The sequence below is a fragment of the Sphingobium sp. FW306-1B-F04DB genome, assembly GCF_058781925.1.
The window spans coordinates 25371-41960 of sequence record NZ_JBYSXE010000034.1 but is presented as its reverse complement, the minus strand read 5'-3'; the positions used below and the strand labels follow the sequence as shown (position 1 = coordinate 41960).

The 16590-nt window shown below is 65.9% G+C and carries 19 protein-coding genes; 4 read left to right on the top strand and 15 right to left on the bottom strand.

Annotated elements, in window-relative coordinates; genetic code table 11:
- Window positions 1-58: 58 nt before the first annotated feature.
- Window positions 59-1228, bottom strand: a complete 1170-nt coding sequence (gene metK / locus AC3WJD_RS14770; protein WP_492747452.1) for a methionine adenosyltransferase — start codon at window positions 1226-1228, stop codon at window positions 59-61.
- Window positions 1229-1282: 54 nt separating this feature from the next.
- Window positions 1283-2770 (bottom strand): apolipoprotein N-acyltransferase, encoded by a 1488-nt coding sequence (lnt, locus tag AC3WJD_RS14765; protein WP_492747451.1) that lies wholly within the window; start codon window positions 2768-2770, stop codon window positions 1283-1285.
- 72 nt (window positions 2771-2842) lie between these two features.
- On the opposite strand from lnt, the gene AC3WJD_RS14760 reads away from it, so the two are divergent.
- From AC3WJD_RS14760 to AC3WJD_RS14745, 4 genes are all read left to right on the top strand, one after another.
- Window positions 2843-3229: a hypothetical protein gene (locus AC3WJD_RS14760; RefSeq protein ID WP_492747450.1), complete on the top strand. Its 387-nt coding sequence runs from the start codon at window positions 2843-2845 to the stop codon at window positions 3227-3229.
- Window positions 3222-3869 carry a hypothetical protein gene (locus AC3WJD_RS14755; RefSeq protein WP_492747449.1) on the top strand — a complete coding sequence of 216 codons (648 nt, stop codon included), beginning with the start codon at window positions 3222-3224 and terminating at the stop codon, window positions 3867-3869. The genes AC3WJD_RS14760 and AC3WJD_RS14755 overlap by 8 nt, the downstream gene beginning before the upstream one ends.
- Before the next feature lie 13 nt (window positions 3870-3882).
- Window positions 3883-4266 (top strand): YbaN family protein, encoded by a 384-nt coding sequence (locus tag AC3WJD_RS14750; RefSeq protein WP_492747448.1) that lies wholly within the window; start codon window positions 3883-3885, stop codon window positions 4264-4266.
- 91 nt (window positions 4267-4357) lie between these two features.
- A complete protein-coding gene (locus AC3WJD_RS14745; protein WP_492747447.1) occupies window positions 4358-5482 on the top strand; it encodes a protein-glutamine glutaminase family protein in 1125 nt (374 codons plus the stop codon).
- Between the two features lie 83 nt (window positions 5483-5565).
- On the opposite strand, the gene AC3WJD_RS14740 is transcribed toward AC3WJD_RS14745, so the two are convergent.
- From AC3WJD_RS14740 to AC3WJD_RS14680, 13 genes are all read right to left on the bottom strand, one after another.
- On the bottom strand, window positions 5566-6921 hold the full coding sequence (locus AC3WJD_RS14740) for a PQQ-dependent sugar dehydrogenase (protein WP_492747446.1): 1356 nt from the start codon (window positions 6919-6921) through the stop codon (window positions 5566-5568).
- A 411-nt stretch (window positions 6922-7332) separates the two neighbouring features.
- The gene (locus AC3WJD_RS14735) at window positions 7333-8229 is read right to left on the bottom strand and encodes a hemolysin family protein (protein WP_492747444.1); all 897 of its coding nucleotides are present in this window, start codon (window positions 8227-8229) and stop codon (window positions 7333-7335) included.
- A gap of 11 nt (window positions 8230-8240) precedes the next feature.
- The gene (gene ybeY, locus AC3WJD_RS14730; protein WP_492747443.1) at window positions 8241-8750 is read right to left on the bottom strand and encodes an rRNA maturation RNase YbeY; all 510 of its coding nucleotides are present in this window, start codon (window positions 8748-8750) and stop codon (window positions 8241-8243) included.
- Window positions 8743-9738 carry a PhoH family protein gene (locus AC3WJD_RS14725; RefSeq protein WP_492747442.1) on the bottom strand — a complete coding sequence of 332 codons (996 nt, stop codon included), beginning with the start codon at window positions 9736-9738 and terminating at the stop codon, window positions 8743-8745. The genes ybeY and AC3WJD_RS14725 overlap by 8 nt, the downstream gene beginning before the upstream one ends.
- Window positions 9738-11078, bottom strand: coding sequence for a tRNA (N6-isopentenyl adenosine(37)-C2)-methylthiotransferase MiaB (miaB, locus tag AC3WJD_RS14720; RefSeq protein WP_492747441.1), 1341 nt, complete (start codon window positions 11076-11078; stop codon window positions 9738-9740). Before miaB ends, AC3WJD_RS14725 begins: the two co-directional genes overlap by 1 nt.
- 10 nt (window positions 11079-11088) lie before the next feature.
- Window positions 11089-11820, bottom strand: a complete 732-nt coding sequence (locus AC3WJD_RS14715) for a lysophospholipid acyltransferase family protein (RefSeq protein ID WP_492747439.1) — start codon at window positions 11818-11820, stop codon at window positions 11089-11091.
- Window positions 11821-11839: 19 nt separating this feature from the next.
- Window positions 11840-12262, bottom strand: a complete 423-nt coding sequence (locus tag AC3WJD_RS14710; RefSeq protein WP_492747438.1) for a Fur family transcriptional regulator — start codon at window positions 12260-12262, stop codon at window positions 11840-11842.
- Between the two features lie 119 nt (window positions 12263-12381).
- Window positions 12382-12795: a Ros/MucR family transcriptional regulator gene (locus AC3WJD_RS14705; protein WP_492747437.1), complete on the bottom strand. Its 414-nt coding sequence runs from the start codon at window positions 12793-12795 to the stop codon at window positions 12382-12384.
- An 82-nt stretch (window positions 12796-12877) separates the two neighbouring features.
- A complete protein-coding gene (gene rimI, locus AC3WJD_RS14700; protein ID WP_492747436.1) occupies window positions 12878-13381 on the bottom strand; it encodes a ribosomal protein S18-alanine N-acetyltransferase in 504 nt (167 codons plus the stop codon).
- Window positions 13378-13989 (bottom strand): tRNA (adenosine(37)-N6)-threonylcarbamoyltransferase complex dimerization subunit type 1 TsaB, encoded by a 612-nt coding sequence (gene tsaB / locus AC3WJD_RS14695; protein ID WP_492747435.1) that lies wholly within the window; start codon window positions 13987-13989, stop codon window positions 13378-13380. The genes rimI and tsaB overlap by 4 nt, the downstream gene beginning before the upstream one ends.
- A gap of 4 nt (window positions 13990-13993) precedes the next feature.
- Entirely contained in the window at window positions 13994-14587 is a 594-nt protein-coding gene (locus AC3WJD_RS14690; protein WP_492747434.1) for a malonic semialdehyde reductase, read from the bottom strand.
- 35 nt (window positions 14588-14622) lie between these two features.
- On the bottom strand, window positions 14623-15198 hold the full coding sequence (locus AC3WJD_RS14685) for a NifU family protein (protein WP_492747455.1): 576 nt from the start codon (window positions 15196-15198) through the stop codon (window positions 14623-14625).
- Window positions 15199-15250: 52 nt separating this feature from the next.
- On the bottom strand, window positions 15251-16582 hold the full coding sequence (locus AC3WJD_RS14680) for a M20/M25/M40 family metallo-hydrolase (RefSeq protein WP_492747454.1): 1332 nt from the start codon (window positions 16580-16582) through the stop codon (window positions 15251-15253).
- Window positions 16583-16590: the final 8 nt, after the last annotated feature.

Here is a 16590-nt window from a genome sequence, read left to right as displayed (position 1 = left end):
CGCTGCGCTCGCCACCCACCCCAACCCCTCCCTGATAGGGAGGGGCTGAGCACAGCGATCAGATCGCCTGCTTGAGCGCGTCGACGAGGTCGGTCTTTTCCCAGGTGAAGAAATCGCCCTCCGCCTTGCGGCCGAAATGGCCATAGGCGGCGGTCGGGCGGTATATCGCCTTGTTGAGACCGAGATGCGTGCGGATGCCCTTCGGGGTCAGGCGCACGAGCTGGGGCAGGATCGCCTCGAGCTTCGCCTCGTCGACCGAACCGGTGCCGTGCGTGTCGACATAGAGCGACAGCGGCTCGGCGATGCCGATCGCGTAGCTGAGCTGGATCGTGCACTTTTTCGCGAGGCCCGCGGCAACGATGTTCTTGGCGAGATAGCGCGAGACATAGGCGGCCGAGCGATCGACCTTGGTGGGGTCCTTGCCCGAGAACGCGCCGCCGCCATGCGGTGCAGCGCCGCCATAGGTGTCGACGATGATCTTGCGGCCGGTGATGCCCGCGTCACCATCGGGACCGCCGATCTCGAACAGGCCGGTCGGGTTGACGAAGATCGCGGCGTCGTCATTGGGCATCCAGCCCTGCGGGAGTACGTCGTTCATCACGCTCTTGGCATAGTCGCGCAGAAGCGCCTGATCGGTGCCCGTGGCATGCTGGGTCGAGACCACCAGCGCGGTCGCGCGGACCGGGCGGCCATTCTCATAGGCGAGCGTGACCTGGCTCTTGGCGTCGGGCTCGAGGAAATCGACGACCTTGTTGTGGCGATCGGCGGCCATCTTCTCGAGGATGCGGTGCGAGTAATAGAGCGTCGCGGGCATCAGGTCGGGGGTTTCGTCGCAGGCGAAGCCGAACATGATGCCCTGGTCGCCCGCGCCCTCGTCCTTGTTGCCGCTCTCGTCGACGCCCATCGCGATATGCGCCGACTGGCCGTGCAGGTGGCACGCGAAATCGGCGTACTGCCAGTGGAAGCCGTGCTGCTCATAGCCGATGCGCTTGACGGTCTCGCGCGCGGCGGCCTCGATCTCGGCCTGGGTCGGGGTGACGTCTTCGCGGCAGCGGACTTCGCCCGCGAGCACGATGCGGTTGGTGGTGACGAGCGTTTCGCAGGCGACGCGCGCTTCGGGATCGCGGCCGATGAAGAGGTCGACGACAGCGTCCGAGATCTGATCGGCAACCTTGTCGGGATGGCCTTCGGAAACCGATTCGGACGTGAAGAGATAGTTGCTGCGCATTGCACTCGCCTTCGTAGATATAAGGAAAACTTTATGTGTGGTGCTGAGCCCCCTTTAGCGGGCGCGACGGCGCAAGGCAACGGCGAGCCCGACAAGAATCATTGCCAGCATGAAAGGCAGGATATTGCCCAAACGCGCGAAGAGCGTGGGCGCGTGCGGTGCGGGCAGGCGCGCGTCGATGAAGCCGGCCCTTTGGTGCGGCAGGCTTTTGAGAACGCGGCCCTCGGCATCGATCACCGCCGAGACTCCAGTGGGGGTCGAGCGGATGACGGGGATACCCTCCTCGATCGCGCGCAGCCGGGCCTGCGCCAGGTGCTGGGGCGGGCCCCAGCGCCCGAACCATGCGTCGTTGGAGGGATTGAAGATGAAGTCCGGCCGGTGCTTCGAGTCGATCACATTCCCAGAAAAGATGATCTCGTAGCAGATCTGTCCGCCCACGCGGCCGAAGCCGGGGAGGGCGTGGCTTTGCGGGCCGGGACCCGGCCAGAAGTCCATGTCGCCAGGCACCAGCCGCGAAAATCCGATCGCCGAGAGGATCGGGCGCATTGGGAGATATTCGCCATAGGGCACGAGATGCGCCTTGTCGTAGCGTGCGATCAGCCGCGCATCGGGGGTCAGCGCGAACAGGCTGTTGCGCGCGCCGATGACGTTGCCGTCCCTGTCGCCGATCAGCGCGAGCCCGCCGGTGAGGAGGAGGTCGCCGCGGCCCAGCAGACCGGCGAGGCGCGCGCGCGCGAACGGGTCTTCCTCGAGGAACTCGGGGATCGCGGCCTCGGGCCAGAAAATCAGTCGTGGCTCGGCGCCCGGCTTGCCGGTGAGGCTGGCGAGCTTGTTGTAGTTGACCGCGTCAAAGGCCTCGTTGTGCTTGTCCTGCTGGCCGATATTGGGCTGGACCACGCGGATGAGCGGTCCCGCTGTGTCGGGCGTGCGCGACAGACTCTTGGGCAGCACGGTCAGCAGCACGAGCGGCACGCCGATCAGCAGCGCCGGTTTCCACAGCCGATGCGCGAACAGCCAGAGCATGCCGGCGCCGAGCACTGCGAAGCCCGACAGGCCGTAGGTGCCGATATAGCGCGCGAGATCGGGCAGTGAACCCAGCGGCACCAACGCGACGCCGAGCGGGTTCCACGCAAAACCCGTGAACATCGTCGCGCGGAGCCATTCGGTGACGATCCAGGCCGCGGCGAAGATCAGCACGAAGGCGGTTCGATGGTCACGGCCCCAACGCCATGCCAGCCCCGCGGCGCAAGCGGGCCAGACCGCGAGATAAAGCGAGAGCAGCAGCACCGCGCCATAGCCGAACCAGTGCGGCATCGCGTCCTGATAGGTGAAGGCGTGGGCGATCCAGTTGAGGCCGACAGTGAAGTGGCCGATACCGAACAGCCATCCGGTCAGAAGCGCGCGCTTCATGCCGGGCGCCTGATGGACGAGATGGAGCAGCAGCGCAAAGGCGACGAGCGTCACGGGCCAGAGATCAAGGGGCGCGAAGCCCGTGGCGGAGGCAAGCCCCGCTAATGTCGCGAGAATCAGCGGGTGGAGCATCACGCGGCGAGCTATCGCCCGCAATTCGCTTGTTTTCAAGCGGCCGCGCGCGTGGCAAGCAGGAATACGAGTATGAGCGTTGGGGAGTTGACTGTGCCGCTATCCGTGCTGGCCGCATTGCTGTTGATTGTCGGGCAGGAGGCGCCGCCCGCGCCGCTGCCCAGTTCGGTGCACTGCGCGGCGCTGTTCAGCCTGACGCATGAGGCGCTGCGCCAGAAGAGCGGCGATCCCGCGATGACGCAGGGCTTTGCCGAAGATGCCGCGGCGCTCCGCAAGATCGTGATTGCCGAACAAGGCTCCATATCCGAGGCCGAAGCACGCGCCGATGCCACGATCGCGGTCGAGAAGAAGGCGATCGCGGCCGAGCGCGCGGCACGCGCCGCACGCGGTGTCGAACCCGCCGAGGAGGATCTGAACCCCTGCTATCGCGTGAAGGCGCTGGGACCGCGGGGTGAATAGCCTGTTGCTCGCGGCTATCGCCGCCCTCGCCGCGGCGGCGCCGCAAACGTCCCTCAATTCCGAGCAGCAACGCCAGATCGGCTGCGTCGCCACGCTGGCGATCGTTGCATCGGAGCAGGAGCGCGGCCGTGCGGGCGAATGGCCACCAATGAAGCAGCGCGGCGCGCGCTTCGCGCAGGTCGTCGGCGAAACCGTGATGAAGGACAGCGGCTGGACCAAGGAACAGGTGCGCGACGCGATCCTGGCCGCGGTGGCGGAGCGGCAGAAGACCGCGAAGGCGGGCGGTGCGGCGCAGGACCTGCCGCACGCGGCGGTCGCTGAATGCACCGCGTTGATGGATGCGCTCACACCGGCGCCACCCGCACCCGGCCTGCCCCAATGCGCCGCGATGCTGGCACTGGCCCATGACGACGCCGCCGCACGTCAGGCGGGCGAGGCGCGGGACCTCAAGACGCTTGCCGCGGTGCTCGACTATCGTGCGCGTGAAGCGCTGCGCGGTGAAGGCAGGAGCGGCAACGAGGTCGACCGCGAAATGGCCGAGGCGCGCGAGGCGATCGCCGCCGAGGCGCAGCGGCGTGCGGCCGATCCCGTCGCGCCCGGGCTCGACTATGGTCCGTGCCTGGAGATGGCGCGGCCATGAGCGGCGGCGGCGCATGCGGCGCTCGCTGAACCTTGCGGCGGGGCTGATCGCGCTCGCGCTCGGGATCATCGGCGCGTTCGTGCCGCTGCTGCCGACCACGATCTTCCTGATCATCGCGGCGTTCTTCTTCGGGCGGTCGTCGGACAGGCTCGAGGCATGGCTGCTCAACCATCCGCGCTTCGGCCCCACGATCGTCGCCTGGCGGCGCGAGCGCGCGATCAGCCCGGGCGCCAAGCTGATGGCGTGTACGGGCATGGCCTTCGGTTTCGGCGTGCTGCATTTCGCGACGCGTCCGGGCGTGCTCGTCGAGACGGGCGCGGCGCTGTTCCTGCTGGCTTGCGCGGGCTATGTCGTCACGCGGCCGAACCCCAAGGCGGGGCCGCTCACCCGCGAATAGTCGTCCGCCAAGCGTGCGATATGGGTGTTTTCGCCGCGACGACAGCGGCGCATCACTCTGATATCATGGCGCATCTGCCGGGAGCACCGCGATGCCCAACCCTAATGCGATCGTTTCGACCCGTATCCGGTTGGAGCCGCCGCTCGATCGGCCTGCGGCCGAGATACTGCGTTCCGAGCGCGGGCTTTCGGTCGAGCTCGATGAGGGGCGTCGCATCCGCTTCGACCCCGCCGACCCAAAATCGCCGGGCTTCGCGCAGGTGCTCGACGGCCTCGCGCGGTTGAAGGCGCCCGTCTATCTCGAGGTTGATCCCGCGACCGACGCGATCGCGCGGCTGCTTATCCCGCATGTCACGCGGATCGCCGCTATCAGCGCGAGCGAGCCCGGCTATGACGTCGAACTGCACTTCTCGCACGCGCGCCACCGGATCTTGCGCGAGAATCCCGATTTCACGGCGCTCGCGGAACAGGCGCGCGCCGCGCTCGAGCGGGGACAGACGGTGATCCTGACCGAGGATGAGGCGCACAATGTCATCGACATCCGCGCCTATATGCCAGGACCCGATGATGGCCCGCTGCCGCCCTGGCCTAAGGAAGACATCCCGCCGCTCGAACGCCGCTGGAACCTTTTCGACTGGATCTGGCGCTGGCCCTTCTGGCCGTGGTGGTGGTTTCGCTGTGTCTCGCGGACGAGGGCGCAGCAGATCTTCGACGCGATGGCGGCAACGACCTGCCCGCCCCTGACCGTGCCCGCGCCGTGCATCCCCTTTCTCTATCCCGATGACGGTTGCTGGGGCCGCGCGCACGAAATGTGCCGGCTGATGATCAACATGGGGCGCAAGCCGCGCAAAGTCTGGATCGAGCACAGCACCGGCTACTGGCTGCATGTCGACACGAAAAACAACCCGCAATGCTTCGTCGAATGGGGCTGGCACGTCGCGCCCACGCTGTGCGTGCGTCGGTACTGGTTCTGGAGCGAGGAGATGGTGATCGACCCCGCACTGTTCACGACGCCGGTGTCGAAGGCGACGTGGAAGTCCGTCCAGAACGACCCTGGCGCGACGCTGACGCCGAGCGATGCGTCGATCTTCTATCTCTGGGGCAGCGTGACCGATCCGGGCTATACGCAGACCAACCAGGTGCTCGCGACCTATCGGCTGGCGCTCCAGAACCGCGCGATCCAGCTCGGCGCCCCGCCCTATGCCTATTGCCCGTGATCGCCGCCCATTTCCTGCAAATGTCCTCGCGCGCCCGAAAAGCGAGCGAGGGGCTCAGGGCATTGCCCGCCTTTTGAACTCGATCAACGTGCCGGCGTTGCCGCGGGCGCCTTGGGCCCGCTGACCCGCCAGATGACGTTGCCGACATCGTCCGCCACCAGCAGTGCGCCCGTCTTGTCCTTGATCACGCCGACCGGGCGACCCTGTGCCTCGCCCTCGGCGTTGAGGAAGCCGGTGAGGAAATCCTGTGGCTTGGCGTTGGGCAGCGGGTAGCCATTGTCGCCAAAGGGCACGAAGACGACCTTGTAGCCCGAGGGCGGCTCGCGGTTCCATGAGCCGTGCAGGCCGACAAAGGCGCCGCTCGCATAATTGGCACCGAGACTGGCGCCATCGGCGAAAGTGAGGCCGAGCGCTGCCACATGCGGCCCGAGCGCATAGTCGGGCCGCTTCACATATTCGAGCCGATCGGGGCGGCGGGGTTCGACGCGGATGTCCTCGTAGCCGCCCCAATAGCTGTTGGGCCAGCCATAGTCGGCGCCGAATTCGACGCAGGTCATATAGTCGGGCACGAGATCGCCGCCGAGCATGTCGCGTTCGTTGACCGTGGTCCACAGGCAGCCATTGTGCGGCTCATAGGCGAGGCCGTTGGGGTTCCTGAGCCCCGCGGCAAAGATGCGCGAATTGCCCGTCGCGATGTCGATCTCGTGGATGGCGGCGCGGTTGACCTCCTTGTCCATGCCGCGCTCGCCGATATTGCTCGCCGAGCCGACGGTGACAAACAGCTTCTTGCCGTCAGGGCTGGGGATCAGGTTGCGCGTCCAGTGGTTGAAGCCAGCGGGCAGGTTGCTGATCTTGCGGCCCGGGGTGGTGATCTTCGTATCGCCGGGCTTGTAGGGGAAGGCGAGGATCGCATTGGTATTGGCGACGTAGAGTGTGTCCCCGATCAGTGCCATGCCGAAGGGCGAGTTGAGCCCTTCGAGCAGCGCCGAGCGCTGATCCGCGACGCCGTCGCCATCGCTGTCGCGCAGCAGCGTGATACGGTTGGCGGAGGCGGAGCCCGCGCCCGCGCGACCCATCAGCAAATTCATCACCCGATCCCTGATCCCCTCGACCACGCGTGGCGGTGAATTGGTCTCGGCCACCAGCACATCGCCATTGGGAAGCAGGTACATCCAGCGGGGATGGTCGAGCTTGTCCGCGAAGGCGGCGACCTGAAGTCCCGCAGGTGCGGTCGGCTTCGCGCCGCCCGCCCAGCCCACAGGTTTGGCAATGTTGATCAGCGGGAAGGTCTCGCGATTGGGCGCGGCGATCTCTGGCTTTGCGCCCGTCACCGCATCGACGGAGAGCTTCGCGGGCTCGCCCCTGCCGACATAATAATAAACGCCTGCGAATACCGCGAGCAGCGCCACGACGATGAGGATAATGACCGACTTTTTCATGGGTTGCGACAATATGCCTGAGCGTGCGCCGGTCAAGGGGATCCGGCGCACGCATCAGGCGCTCCTGTCGCCGGTCTTGGGAGGGGGCCCCGGCGGCAGGGAACTGGCACCGGCGGGAGCTAATTTCGCCAGTGCCGTGGTCCGCGCATCTTAGGGGGCTGAGATGGCGGCTTTGGAGTGACTCTTCGGTGGATCCTCCCAGGCTTTGCGCGGGCGCATCATAACCGGGATGGCCCAGGTTGAACATTGCGATTTGTCGTGCACTGATCATGCCTCAGCCGTGCCGGATAACGAAACGCATTAATCCCATCAGATTGATCGATTGCGTGACTAATCGGCGGTGTGCGTGTCGCAAAGGGATTAGCGGCGCGCGCGAAAGGGTGGGGCGCGTGGATGCGCACCCTGATCCGATCAGGCTTCTTCCTCGACCACGGGTTCGGGTGGATGCAGTCGGATGCGCGTTGCACGGCGCGAATCGCCTTCGGTGATCTCGAGCTTCCAGCCGCTGTCGTGCGCGACGATCTCGCCCGGCTGGGGAACATGGCCCGCCAGCACGAAGGCGAGGCCGCCCAAGGTGTCGACATCCTCCTCGACCTCGGCCAGTCGCGGGTCGACAATCTCGCCGACATCCTCCAGCTCGGCGCGCGCATCGGCGTCCCAGCAGCCATTGTCGATCGCGACGAGCAGCTCTTCGGGCTCGTCGTCATGCTCGTCCTCGATCTCGCCGACGATCTCCTCGACCAGATCCTCGATCGTGACGAGCCCCTCGGTGCCCGAATATTCATCGAGCACGATCGCGAGGTGCGTGCGCGTCGCGCGCATCTCGGCGAGCAGGTCGAGCACGCCCATCGTTTCGGGCACGTAGCGCGGCTGGCGCATGAGTTCGGCGATGTTCGCGGGCTCGGGGCGGCCCTCGGCACGGATCGCGAAGGCGTCGCGGACATGGATCATGCCGATGATCGTGTCGAGGCTGTCGCGATAGACGGGGAGGCGGCTAAGGCCGCTCTCGACGAACAGCGCCGACAGTTCCCTGAAGCTCGCGGTTTCGGCGATCGCGATGATGTCTGCACGCGGCACCGAGACGTCGCTCGCGGTGCGTTCGCCGAAATGGAGGAGGTTCTTGAGCATCTGGCGCTCGATCCGCGACAGGTCGCCATTGGACGGCCGGTCGGCGTCTTCCTCATGCTCCTCGATCGCTTCCTCGATCTGGTCGCGCAGCGTCGGTTCGCTGTCCTCGCCGAAGATCAGGCTGCGCAGTCCGCGCCACAATCGGCCGCTACTGTCTCCGCTACTGGAATCGTCTGGCATGGTCTTTGTAGTCAGCCCCTGATGTCATCATATGGATTGGCCAGGCCCAGCGATGCCAGCGCGCGTATCTCGAGCGCTTCCATCGCCTCGGCCTCGGCGTCCTCCAGATGGTCATAACCTAGCAAATGGAAAGTACCATGAACAATCAGGTGTGTCGCATGGTCGGCCACGCTGATTCCCTTATCGGCGGCCTCGTGCCGGCAGACACCCCGCGCGAGCACGATGTCGCCGAGGAGCACCTCGCCGTCATCGGTATTGGCGAGGCCGTCGAGCAGGTCTGCCTGGACCATCGGGAAGCTCAGCACGTTGGTCGGCTTGTCCTTGCCGCGATACTGCGCGTTGAGCGTTTTCACCTCATCGTCGTCGGTGAGGCGGATCGCGACCTCGATCGCGAGGTTGCGTTCGATCCATTCGCCATAGGGGCTGATCTGCAGCGCAGCGGTCACCGCGCGCGCTGCCAGTGCTTCCCAATCCTCGATCTTGCCCCAGCCGGGTCCGGCCTGGACGGCTATATCAAGCACCGCGCCCCTCATAGGCTTCGACGATCCGCCCGACGATCGGATGGCGGACGACGTCCGAGACACCGAAGGGGACGACGTTGATGCCCTGCACGCCGGTCAGCTTGGAGACCGCGTCGGCGAGCCCCGATTTGGTGGGATCGGGCAGGTCGACCTGATTGGGGTCGCCACAGATGACCATCCGGCTGCCCTCGCCGAAGCGGGTGAGGAACATCTTCATCTGGAGCGGCGTGGTGTTCTGCGCTTCGTCGAGAATGATGAAGGCATTGGCGAGCGTCCGGCCGCGCATGAAGGCGATCGGCGCGATCTCGATCTCGCCCGAGCCGATGCGCCGCTCGACCTGCTCGGCGGGCAGGCAGTCGTGCAGCGCGTCGTAGAGCGGACGGAGATAGGGATCGACCTTCTCCTTCATGTCGCCGGGGAGGAAGCCGAGCTTTTCCCCCGCCTCGACTGCGGGGCGCGAGAGGATCAGCCGGTCGACCGAGCCGGTGATGAGCTGGCTCACCGCCTGCGCGACCGCGAGGTAGGTCTTGCCGGTACCCGCGGGCCCCAATGCGAAGATGATCTCGTCGCGCGCAAGCGACTGCATATAGGTGATCTGCCCCGCCGAGCGCGGCACGATCGTCTTCTTGCGCGTGCGGATCATCACCTCGGGCGGCTGCGAGACGTCGGCGCGGATGATGCCCTCGAGCGTCGGCTCGGAGGACATGGCGATCACCGCCTCGACCGCGCCGGTGTCGAGATCCTGACCCCGAACGATGCGGTTGTAGAGGCCCGTCAGCACGTCGCGCGCGCGGGCGGCTGCCTCGGCCTCGCCCTCGATCTGGATCTTGTTGCCGCGCGCCGAGATATAGACGCCCAGCCGGTTCTCGATCGCGACGAGGTTCTGGTCATATTCGCCGAAGAGGCGGCCGAGCAGCTGCGGTTTGTCGAAGAGGATTTCGAGACGGGCCTTTTGCCCGGGTTGCGCCTGTTCGGCCTTGCGCGACATCAGGCAGCCACCTTTTCCAGCATTGCGCCTCCTAGACTGTTGGGCCCGGCCGAGATGATCTCGACATCGAGCATGTCGCCGATCGCGGCCCCTTCCGCGATGACGTGGATCGATTGCAGCCAGGGCGACTTGCCGATGAGCTGGCCGGGGAGCTTGCCGTTGCGTTCGAGCAGTACCCGTGTGCGCCGGCCGAGCGTGGTGCGGTTGAAGGCATGCTGCTGTTCGTTGAGCAGGTCCTGCAATGCCTTGAGCCGTTCGTCCATCAGCGCGGGCGCAATCTGCGCGTCCATGTCGGCGGCAGGGGTGCCGGGGCGCGGCGAATATTTGAACGAATAGGCCATCGCATAGTCGACATCGCGGACGATCTGGAGCGTCGCCTCGAAATCGGCGTCGCTTTCGCCGGGGAAGCCGACGATGAAGTCGCCCGAGACTGCGATGTCGGGGCGCACTGCGCGGACGCGCTCGATGATCGCCAGATAACTCGCAGTGCTATGGCTGCGGTTCATCGCCTTCAGGATCGGGTCGCTGCCCGATTGCACGGGCAGGTGCAGGAACGGCATCAGCCTTTCGACATCGCCATGCGCGGCGATCAGCCCCTCGGTCATGTCGTTGGGATGGCTGGTCGTGTAGCGGATGCGTTCAAGCCCCGGCAGCCGGTCGAGCGCGCGGATCAGGCCGTCGAGACCCTGCGTCGTGCCCTTGTGGTCCTCGCCCGTCCAGGCGTTGACGTTCTGGCCGAGCAGCGTGATTTCCCTGGCGCCGCCGTCGATCAGCGCCTTCGCCTCGTCGACGATTGCACTCCACGGCCGCGAGACCTCGGCGCCGCGCGTATAGGGGACGACGCAATAGGTGCAGAACTTGTCGCAGCCTTCCTGCACGGTCAGGAAGGCGCTCGGCCGCTGCTGGCGCGCACGCCGGGGCAGCGCGTCGAATTTGGAGAGGAGCGGCATATCGGTGTCGAGCGCGCTTTCGCCGCGCGCCGCCTTGGCCACCAGCTCGGGGAGGCGGTGATAGGCCTGCGGGCCGACGACGATGTCGACATCGCGCGCGCGGCGCACGATTTCCGGCCCCTCGGCCTGCGCGACGCAGCCCGCGACCGCGATCATCGGGCGTTCGCCGGTCTCGGGCTTCGCGAGGCGGCCGATGTCCGAATAGACCTTTTCCGCGGCTTTTTCGCGGATGTGGCAGGTGTTGAGCACGACGATGTCGGCGGCCTCGCCGTCGCCCGCGGGACGCATGCCCTGCTGGCTGAGCATTTCGGCCATGCGATCGCCGTCATAGACGTTCATCTGGCAGCCGAAGGATTTGACCTGATATGTGCGGGGATTGGAGCGAGTCATCTGACCTGCGCTATAAGCCAAGCCGGCGCTGGCGGGAAGCGGCGTCCAACCGGCTCGCGATCTGCGATTGTGCCATCAGCGCGATCGCCTTGCGATCGGCCAGCACATCCTCCGGTAATGGCTCGAGAAAATGGATGGTGAGCGGAATCGTGCCCTTGCGATTGAGGATCCGCTTGGCGTTGGCGCCCGCGGGCTCGGCATCGGTCCATGCGATCTCGGTCGCGGCGGCACCATAATCGAGCGCGACGGGCTGGACGCACACGCCATCGGGCGGCGGCGCGACCGCGGCGAAGAGCGAGGCGCGAAAGGGCAGCAGCGCGATCCCGTCGCCGGTCGTACCCTCGGGGAAGAGGGTGACGGGCTTTCGGTTGACGAGCGCCTGGCGCACCGCGCCGGCCTGCCCCCTTACCGCCGTGCGATCCTCGCGCTCGACATAGACGGTATGATTGAGCCCGGCGAGCCAGCCGATGATCCCCCAGCGTCCGACCTCGGCCTTGGCGACGAAGGCCGTGCGCGCCGCGCCGCCCAGCGCGAGGATCTCGAGCCAGCTGATATGGTTCGATGCAAAAAGAACATTTTGTCGAATGGGTTCGCCGACGACCGCCACGCGTACGCCCGCGGCACGGCCGCAAAGTCCCAGGAAGATCGGGGGCCAGGGCGATCGCGCGCGCATCAGCCGCCAGAGTCCATGCAGGGGAAGGCAGAGGATGAGCGCGCCGACCATGCCAGCGATGCGAAACATCGCCCGCGGTGTCAGCCGATCAGCTCTTGCGATCGATCGAGACGCCATAGAGCTCCATGCGATGATCGACGAGGCGGAAGCCGAGTTTCTCGGCGATCTGCTTCTGCAGCGCCTCGAGCTCGGGATCGACGAACTCGATCACATTGCCCGTCTCGACATCGATCAGATGGTCGTGGTGCGATTCGGGCGCGGCTTCGTAGCGTGCGCGGCCGTCGCCGAAATCATGGCGTTCAAGGATGCCAGCCTCTTCGAACAGGCGGACGGTGCGATAGACCGTCGCGATCGAGATGCCCGGATCGATCGCGGATGCGCGCTCGTGCAGCTTCTCGACATCGGGGTGGTCCTCGGCCTCCGACAGCACGCGTGCAATCACGCGGCGCTGCTCGGTGATGCGCAGCCCGCGTTCATGACACAATGCTTCCACGTCGATCTTGCGGCTCATCAGTTCCTGCTTTCACCCCGGAAATAAAAATATGGGGAGAGCCTAGCCGCTTTTGAAGACTGGCGAAAGCCGTGGCGGCACGTTTCCCAGCCGTGCCGCCTGCGTCTTCGCGCCGGGGGTCAGCGCTTGCGACGCTTGGTGCCGAGCCCGATTTTCTTGGCCAGGCTGCGGCGCTGTTCGGCATAGTTGGGCGCCACCATCGGATAGTCCGCGGGCAGGTTCCACTTTGCGCGATATTGCTCGGGCGTCATCTGATAGTGCGTCATAAGGTGACGCTTGAGCATCTTGAGCTTCTTGCCGTCTTCGAGGCAGACAATGTAGTCGGGCTTCACCGAAGCACGAACCGAAACGGCAGGTTCCTGCTTTACTTCGGGTGCTGCCTCGACGCTGCCAAGGCTGGCGAGCGCACCATGCACATTCTGAATAAGCAGCGGCAAATCCGAGACCGCGACGCTGTTGTTGCTGACATGCGCTGCAACAATGTCGGCCGTAAGCGTGATAAGGGTTTCGGACAGTTCGTTCTGGTTGTCCATCTTGTTCTCTCTATGACCCGAGGCTGGACGTGCATTCTTGCATCGTCCCATCCTATATGGCGGCACAATCGGGGCGTTGCAATCAAGCGTTTTGCAATTTCATAATTTTTTGGAGGGCAAGACTGTAACTGTGCGCGTCGAACAATTGCCCATTTGCTCCGCGATAGTAATTGGTGCGCTCACCAACCTTTGAAAAGCCGAAAGCGGTGTAAAGTGCGATTGCCGGATTGCCTGCACGTACTTCGAGAAACAGGCGATTGACCGATCGTAGGCGGCATCCATCCATCACCGCATCGAGCAGTGCCGCGCCCACGCCGCGCCGTCGCGCCTCGGGATGGACCGCGATGAGCAGCAACTCGGCCTCGTCGAGAACCGCGCGCGTCAGCGCGAAGCCTGCGGGGCGGCCGTCGAGTTCGGCGATGAGCAGCCAGACGCCCGGGCCGCCGATGATCGCTGCGCATTGCGCGGCGTTCCACGCCTCGCCATAGGCCGGGTCGAAGGCGGCGCGCATGATCTCCAGGACCGGAACGAGCGCGGTGGCATCGGCGCCGAAGACGGTGACCGAATGATCCGCCGCCGTGCTCATGGCATCGGCTTCGCATCGGGCGCGCGCCCATAGATCGGAATGGGCGGCAGCGCGCGCAGTTGCGCGGGGATCGCGAGAGCGCCGCTCGCACGCGCATCCGCCGCACGCGCCTCGCCCGTACCGCGCGCCTCAACGAGCGGCGCGGCGCCGTTGCCGATGACCAGCCGGTCAGCGGCAAATGCGCCGGCCGCGGCCGGGACGAGCGAGGCAAGATCGGATGCCGGTCGCATGGGCGTCCTTTCGAACCGCTGAACGAAGAGCTGACCATGCCCCCCGTTGATCGCGACCGCAAGCGTCGCTTCATCACCCCAGTCGGCACCGGCTGCGATCAGGCTGAGTGAGGAAAAGCCGAAGACGGGCACCTTCCAGCCGAGCCCCAGCCCGCGCGCCGCGGCGAGACCGACGCGGACGCCGGTGAAGCTGCCGGGCCCGCAATCGACGAGGATCTCGTCGGCGCGGCCCTTGTCGGGCAGCGCGCCGATCATCGGGATCAGACGCTCGGCATGGCCACGGCCGACCTCTTCATGTGTTTCGGCGATGAGCGCGCCGTCCTCGAACAGCGCCACCGAGCATGCGGCCGTCGCGGTTTCGATGACGAGCTGGCGCAAGGGGTCAGGCGATGCGGTTGAACTTGTCGAAGGCCGGGCGCGGACTGCGACCGAAGATTGTCGCAGGATCGCCATAGCCGAGCGTCGAGATGAAGTTGGACTTGATGTGCGGCGTGTCGGCGAAGAACGCCTTGTCGACCGCGGCATTGTCGAACCCCGACATCGGGCCGGTGTCGAGCCCGAGCGCGCGCGCGGCGATGATGAAATAGGCACCCTGCAGCGAGCTGTTGCGGAAGGCATTGGCCTGACGCAACGGCAAATTCCCCTCGAACCAGCTCTTCGCATCGGTATGCGGAAAGAGTTCGGGCAGATGCTCGTGGAAATTCTCGTCATAGCCGATGATGACCGAGACCGGCGCCTTGCGGATCTTCACCGCATTGCTCTCCATCGCGGTTGCCGCGAGCTTTTCCTTTGCGTCCTCGCTGACGCACCAGACGAGCCGCGCCGGAAGCTGGTTGGCCGAGGTCGGCCCCATCTTCATCAGGTCCCAGATCTGGTGGAGCTGCGCCTCGCTGACGGGCTTGTCGAGATAGCCATTATAGGTCCGCGCGGTGCGGAAGATCGTGTCGAGCCCTTCGGGCGAGAGCGGCTGCCCCATATTTGCTTCCCCTTTTGAACCGGCAGGATTGCGCGTCAGACTGCGCGGACTTCGGTCACTTCCGGCACATAATGCTTGAGCAGCGTCTCGATGCCATGCTTGAGCGTGGCGGTCGAGGAGGGGCAGCCCGCGCAGGCGCCATGCATGCGGAGATAGACCGTGCCCTTGTCGAAGCCGCGATAGACGATATCCCCGCCGTCATTGGCGACCGCGGGGCGGACACGCGTATCGATCAGCTCGCGGATCTGCGCGACGATGTCGGCATCCTCGGGGTTCTCCGCGAACGCCTCGTCATCGTCGGGCACGCTGATGCCGCCCGCACTGCCCGGACGGAAAAGCGGCATGTCCGCGGTGAAATGGTCGAGCAGGACCGACAGCACCTGCGGCTTGAGGTCGGACCAGGCGACGCCGGGCGCGGCGGTGACCGAGATGAAGTCGCTCCCGAAGAACACGCCCTCGACATCGCCCTGCGCGAACAGCGCCTCGGCGAGCGGCGAGATCTCGGCCTCTTCGGGGTTCGCGAAATCGCGCGTGCCCGCGTCCATCACGCGGCGGCCGGGCAGGAACTTGAGCGTCGCCGGATTGGGCGTGGTTTCGGTCTCGATCAGCATGGTGTGCATTTGGGGGCAAAGCCCCCGCGGATCAAGTGCGATTGCGGCCTTTTCAGCGCTTCTCGCGGCTCAGCCGGGTCATCAGAATCGCCGCGCGCTTTGCCTGGCGCCCGAAGCTGTCGAGGTCGACCGCCTCGCCCGGGGCATGATCGCCGGTGCTTGACGGGCCAAGGCCGACGAGGCCGTCGACGTCCTGCGCGACGAAGGCGATGTCACCCGCACCGCGCTTTAGCGGATCGAGCGCGGGCATTTCGGGGAGGGCGAGGTCGCGGTTGACGACGTTCAACCGGTCGAGCAGCGCGCGATTGCCCGGCGTCGGTGCCATGGCGGGATAGGTGTGCTTGCTGAACTCGATCTTCGCGGTTGCGCCGGGCGAAGGGCGCGCAATGATCTCCTGCATCCGCCCGCGGACGCGCTCGGTCTGCTCGTTGCTCAGCGTCCTGATGTCGCCGCGCGCGATGGCGATTTCGGGAATGATGTTGGTCTTGCCCGTCGCCGAGACCGCCGCTCCGCCTTCAGGCGCTTCAGCGGTGGCGCCGCCCGCGATCAGGCCGACATTGAAGGTGAGGTTGGGTTCGGGAAGTTCGCTTCGGAAGGAAGTGATGATCTTCGCCAACGCATAGATCGCGCCGTCGCCAGCCTCCTTGCTGAAGATGCCGCTCGAATGACCGCCCGAGGCCTTCACCGTCACCGTCCAGCCCGAACTGCTGCGGCGCGCGATCGAGCCCATATCCTTGCCGTCCTGGACGACGAGCCCCTCGAAATCGAGCGCGACGTCGGCACGCTTGCCCGCGGCGATGAGGTCGGCGCGCGAAATCTCGACCGGGTCGCCCGCCTCTTCCTCGTCGCCGGTGAGAACGACCTCGATATCGGCGTCCTTGAGCGTGCCTGCCTTGTGCATCGCGCGCAGCGCCATCAGCATCACGACGATGCCGCCCTTGTCGTCGCCCGCGCCGGGGCCGATGCCCTTCGATCCGTGTCGTTCGAAGCGCTGGAAGGGGGAGTCCTTCTCGAACACGGTGTCGAGATGGCCGATAAGCAGCAGCCGCTTGCCGCGGCCATTGCCCTTGTGGACGGCGATCAAATGTCCCGCACGCTCGGTCGTGGCCATCGGCACCCACCGTACGGCGAAGCCCAGCGGCTCCAGTTCGGCGCGCATCATCTCGCCGACCCTGGTCACGCCTTCCAGATTCAGCGTTCCGGAGTTCTGGTTGACCAGCCTTTCGAGCAACGCGACCGAGCGGTCCTGATCCGCCTCGACCGCCACGGTCATGTCGCGTTCGGCCGGAGTCAGCTGCGCGTGGAGCGGCGCGGTGGCGAGGAGGAGTGAAGCGGCAAGCGCGAAGCGCCTGACCTTGAAGCGGTTTCCATGTGCGTGCGGCATGGCGTTTT

Bases quoted from the DNA above. Each gene is read 5' to 3' on its own strand.
- metK (WP_492747452.1), bottom strand. From the start codon at position 1,228: ATGCGCAGCAACTATCTCTTCACGTCCGAATCGGTTTCCGAAGGCCAT.
- lnt (WP_492747451.1), bottom strand. From the start codon at position 2,770: ATGCTCCACCCGCTGATTCTCGCGACATTAGCGGGGCTTGCCTCCGCC.
- AC3WJD_RS14760 (WP_492747450.1), top strand. From the start codon at position 2,843: ATGAGCGTTGGGGAGTTGACTGTGCCGCTATCCGTGCTGGCCGCATTG.
- AC3WJD_RS14750 (WP_492747448.1), top strand. From the start codon at position 3,883: ATGCGGCGCTCGCTGAACCTTGCGGCGGGGCTGATCGCGCTCGCGCTC.
- AC3WJD_RS14745 (WP_492747447.1), top strand. From the start codon at position 4,358: ATGCCCAACCCTAATGCGATCGTTTCGACCCGTATCCGGTTGGAGCCG.
- AC3WJD_RS14740 (WP_492747446.1), bottom strand. From the start codon at position 6,921: ATGAAAAAGTCGGTCATTATCCTCATCGTCGTGGCGCTGCTCGCGGTA.
- AC3WJD_RS14735 (WP_492747444.1), bottom strand. From the start codon at position 8,229: ATGCCAGACGATTCCAGTAGCGGAGACAGTAGCGGCCGATTGTGGCGC.
- AC3WJD_RS14725 (WP_492747442.1), bottom strand. From the start codon at position 9,738: ATGTCGCGCAAGGCCGAACAGGCGCAACCCGGGCAAAAGGCCCGTCTC.
- miaB (WP_492747441.1), bottom strand. From the start codon at position 11,078: ATGACTCGCTCCAATCCCCGCACATATCAGGTCAAATCCTTCGGCTGC.
- AC3WJD_RS14715 (WP_492747439.1), bottom strand. From the start codon at position 11,820: ATGTTTCGCATCGCTGGCATGGTCGGCGCGCTCATCCTCTGCCTTCCC.
- AC3WJD_RS14710 (WP_492747438.1), bottom strand. From the start codon at position 12,262: ATGAGCCGCAAGATCGACGTGGAAGCATTGTGTCATGAACGCGGGCTG.
- AC3WJD_RS14705 (WP_492747437.1), bottom strand. From the start codon at position 12,795: ATGGACAACCAGAACGAACTGTCCGAAACCCTTATCACGCTTACGGCC.
- rimI (WP_492747436.1), bottom strand. From the start codon at position 13,381: ATGAGCACGGCGGCGGATCATTCGGTCACCGTCTTCGGCGCCGATGCC.
- AC3WJD_RS14690 (WP_492747434.1), bottom strand. From the start codon at position 14,587: ATGGGGCAGCCGCTCTCGCCCGAAGGGCTCGACACGATCTTCCGCACC.
- AC3WJD_RS14685 (WP_492747455.1), bottom strand. From the start codon at position 15,198: ATGCTGATCGAGACCGAAACCACGCCCAATCCGGCGACGCTCAAGTTC.
- AC3WJD_RS14680 (WP_492747454.1), bottom strand. From the start codon at position 16,582: ATGCCGCACGCACATGGAAACCGCTTCAAGGTCAGGCGCTTCGCGCTT.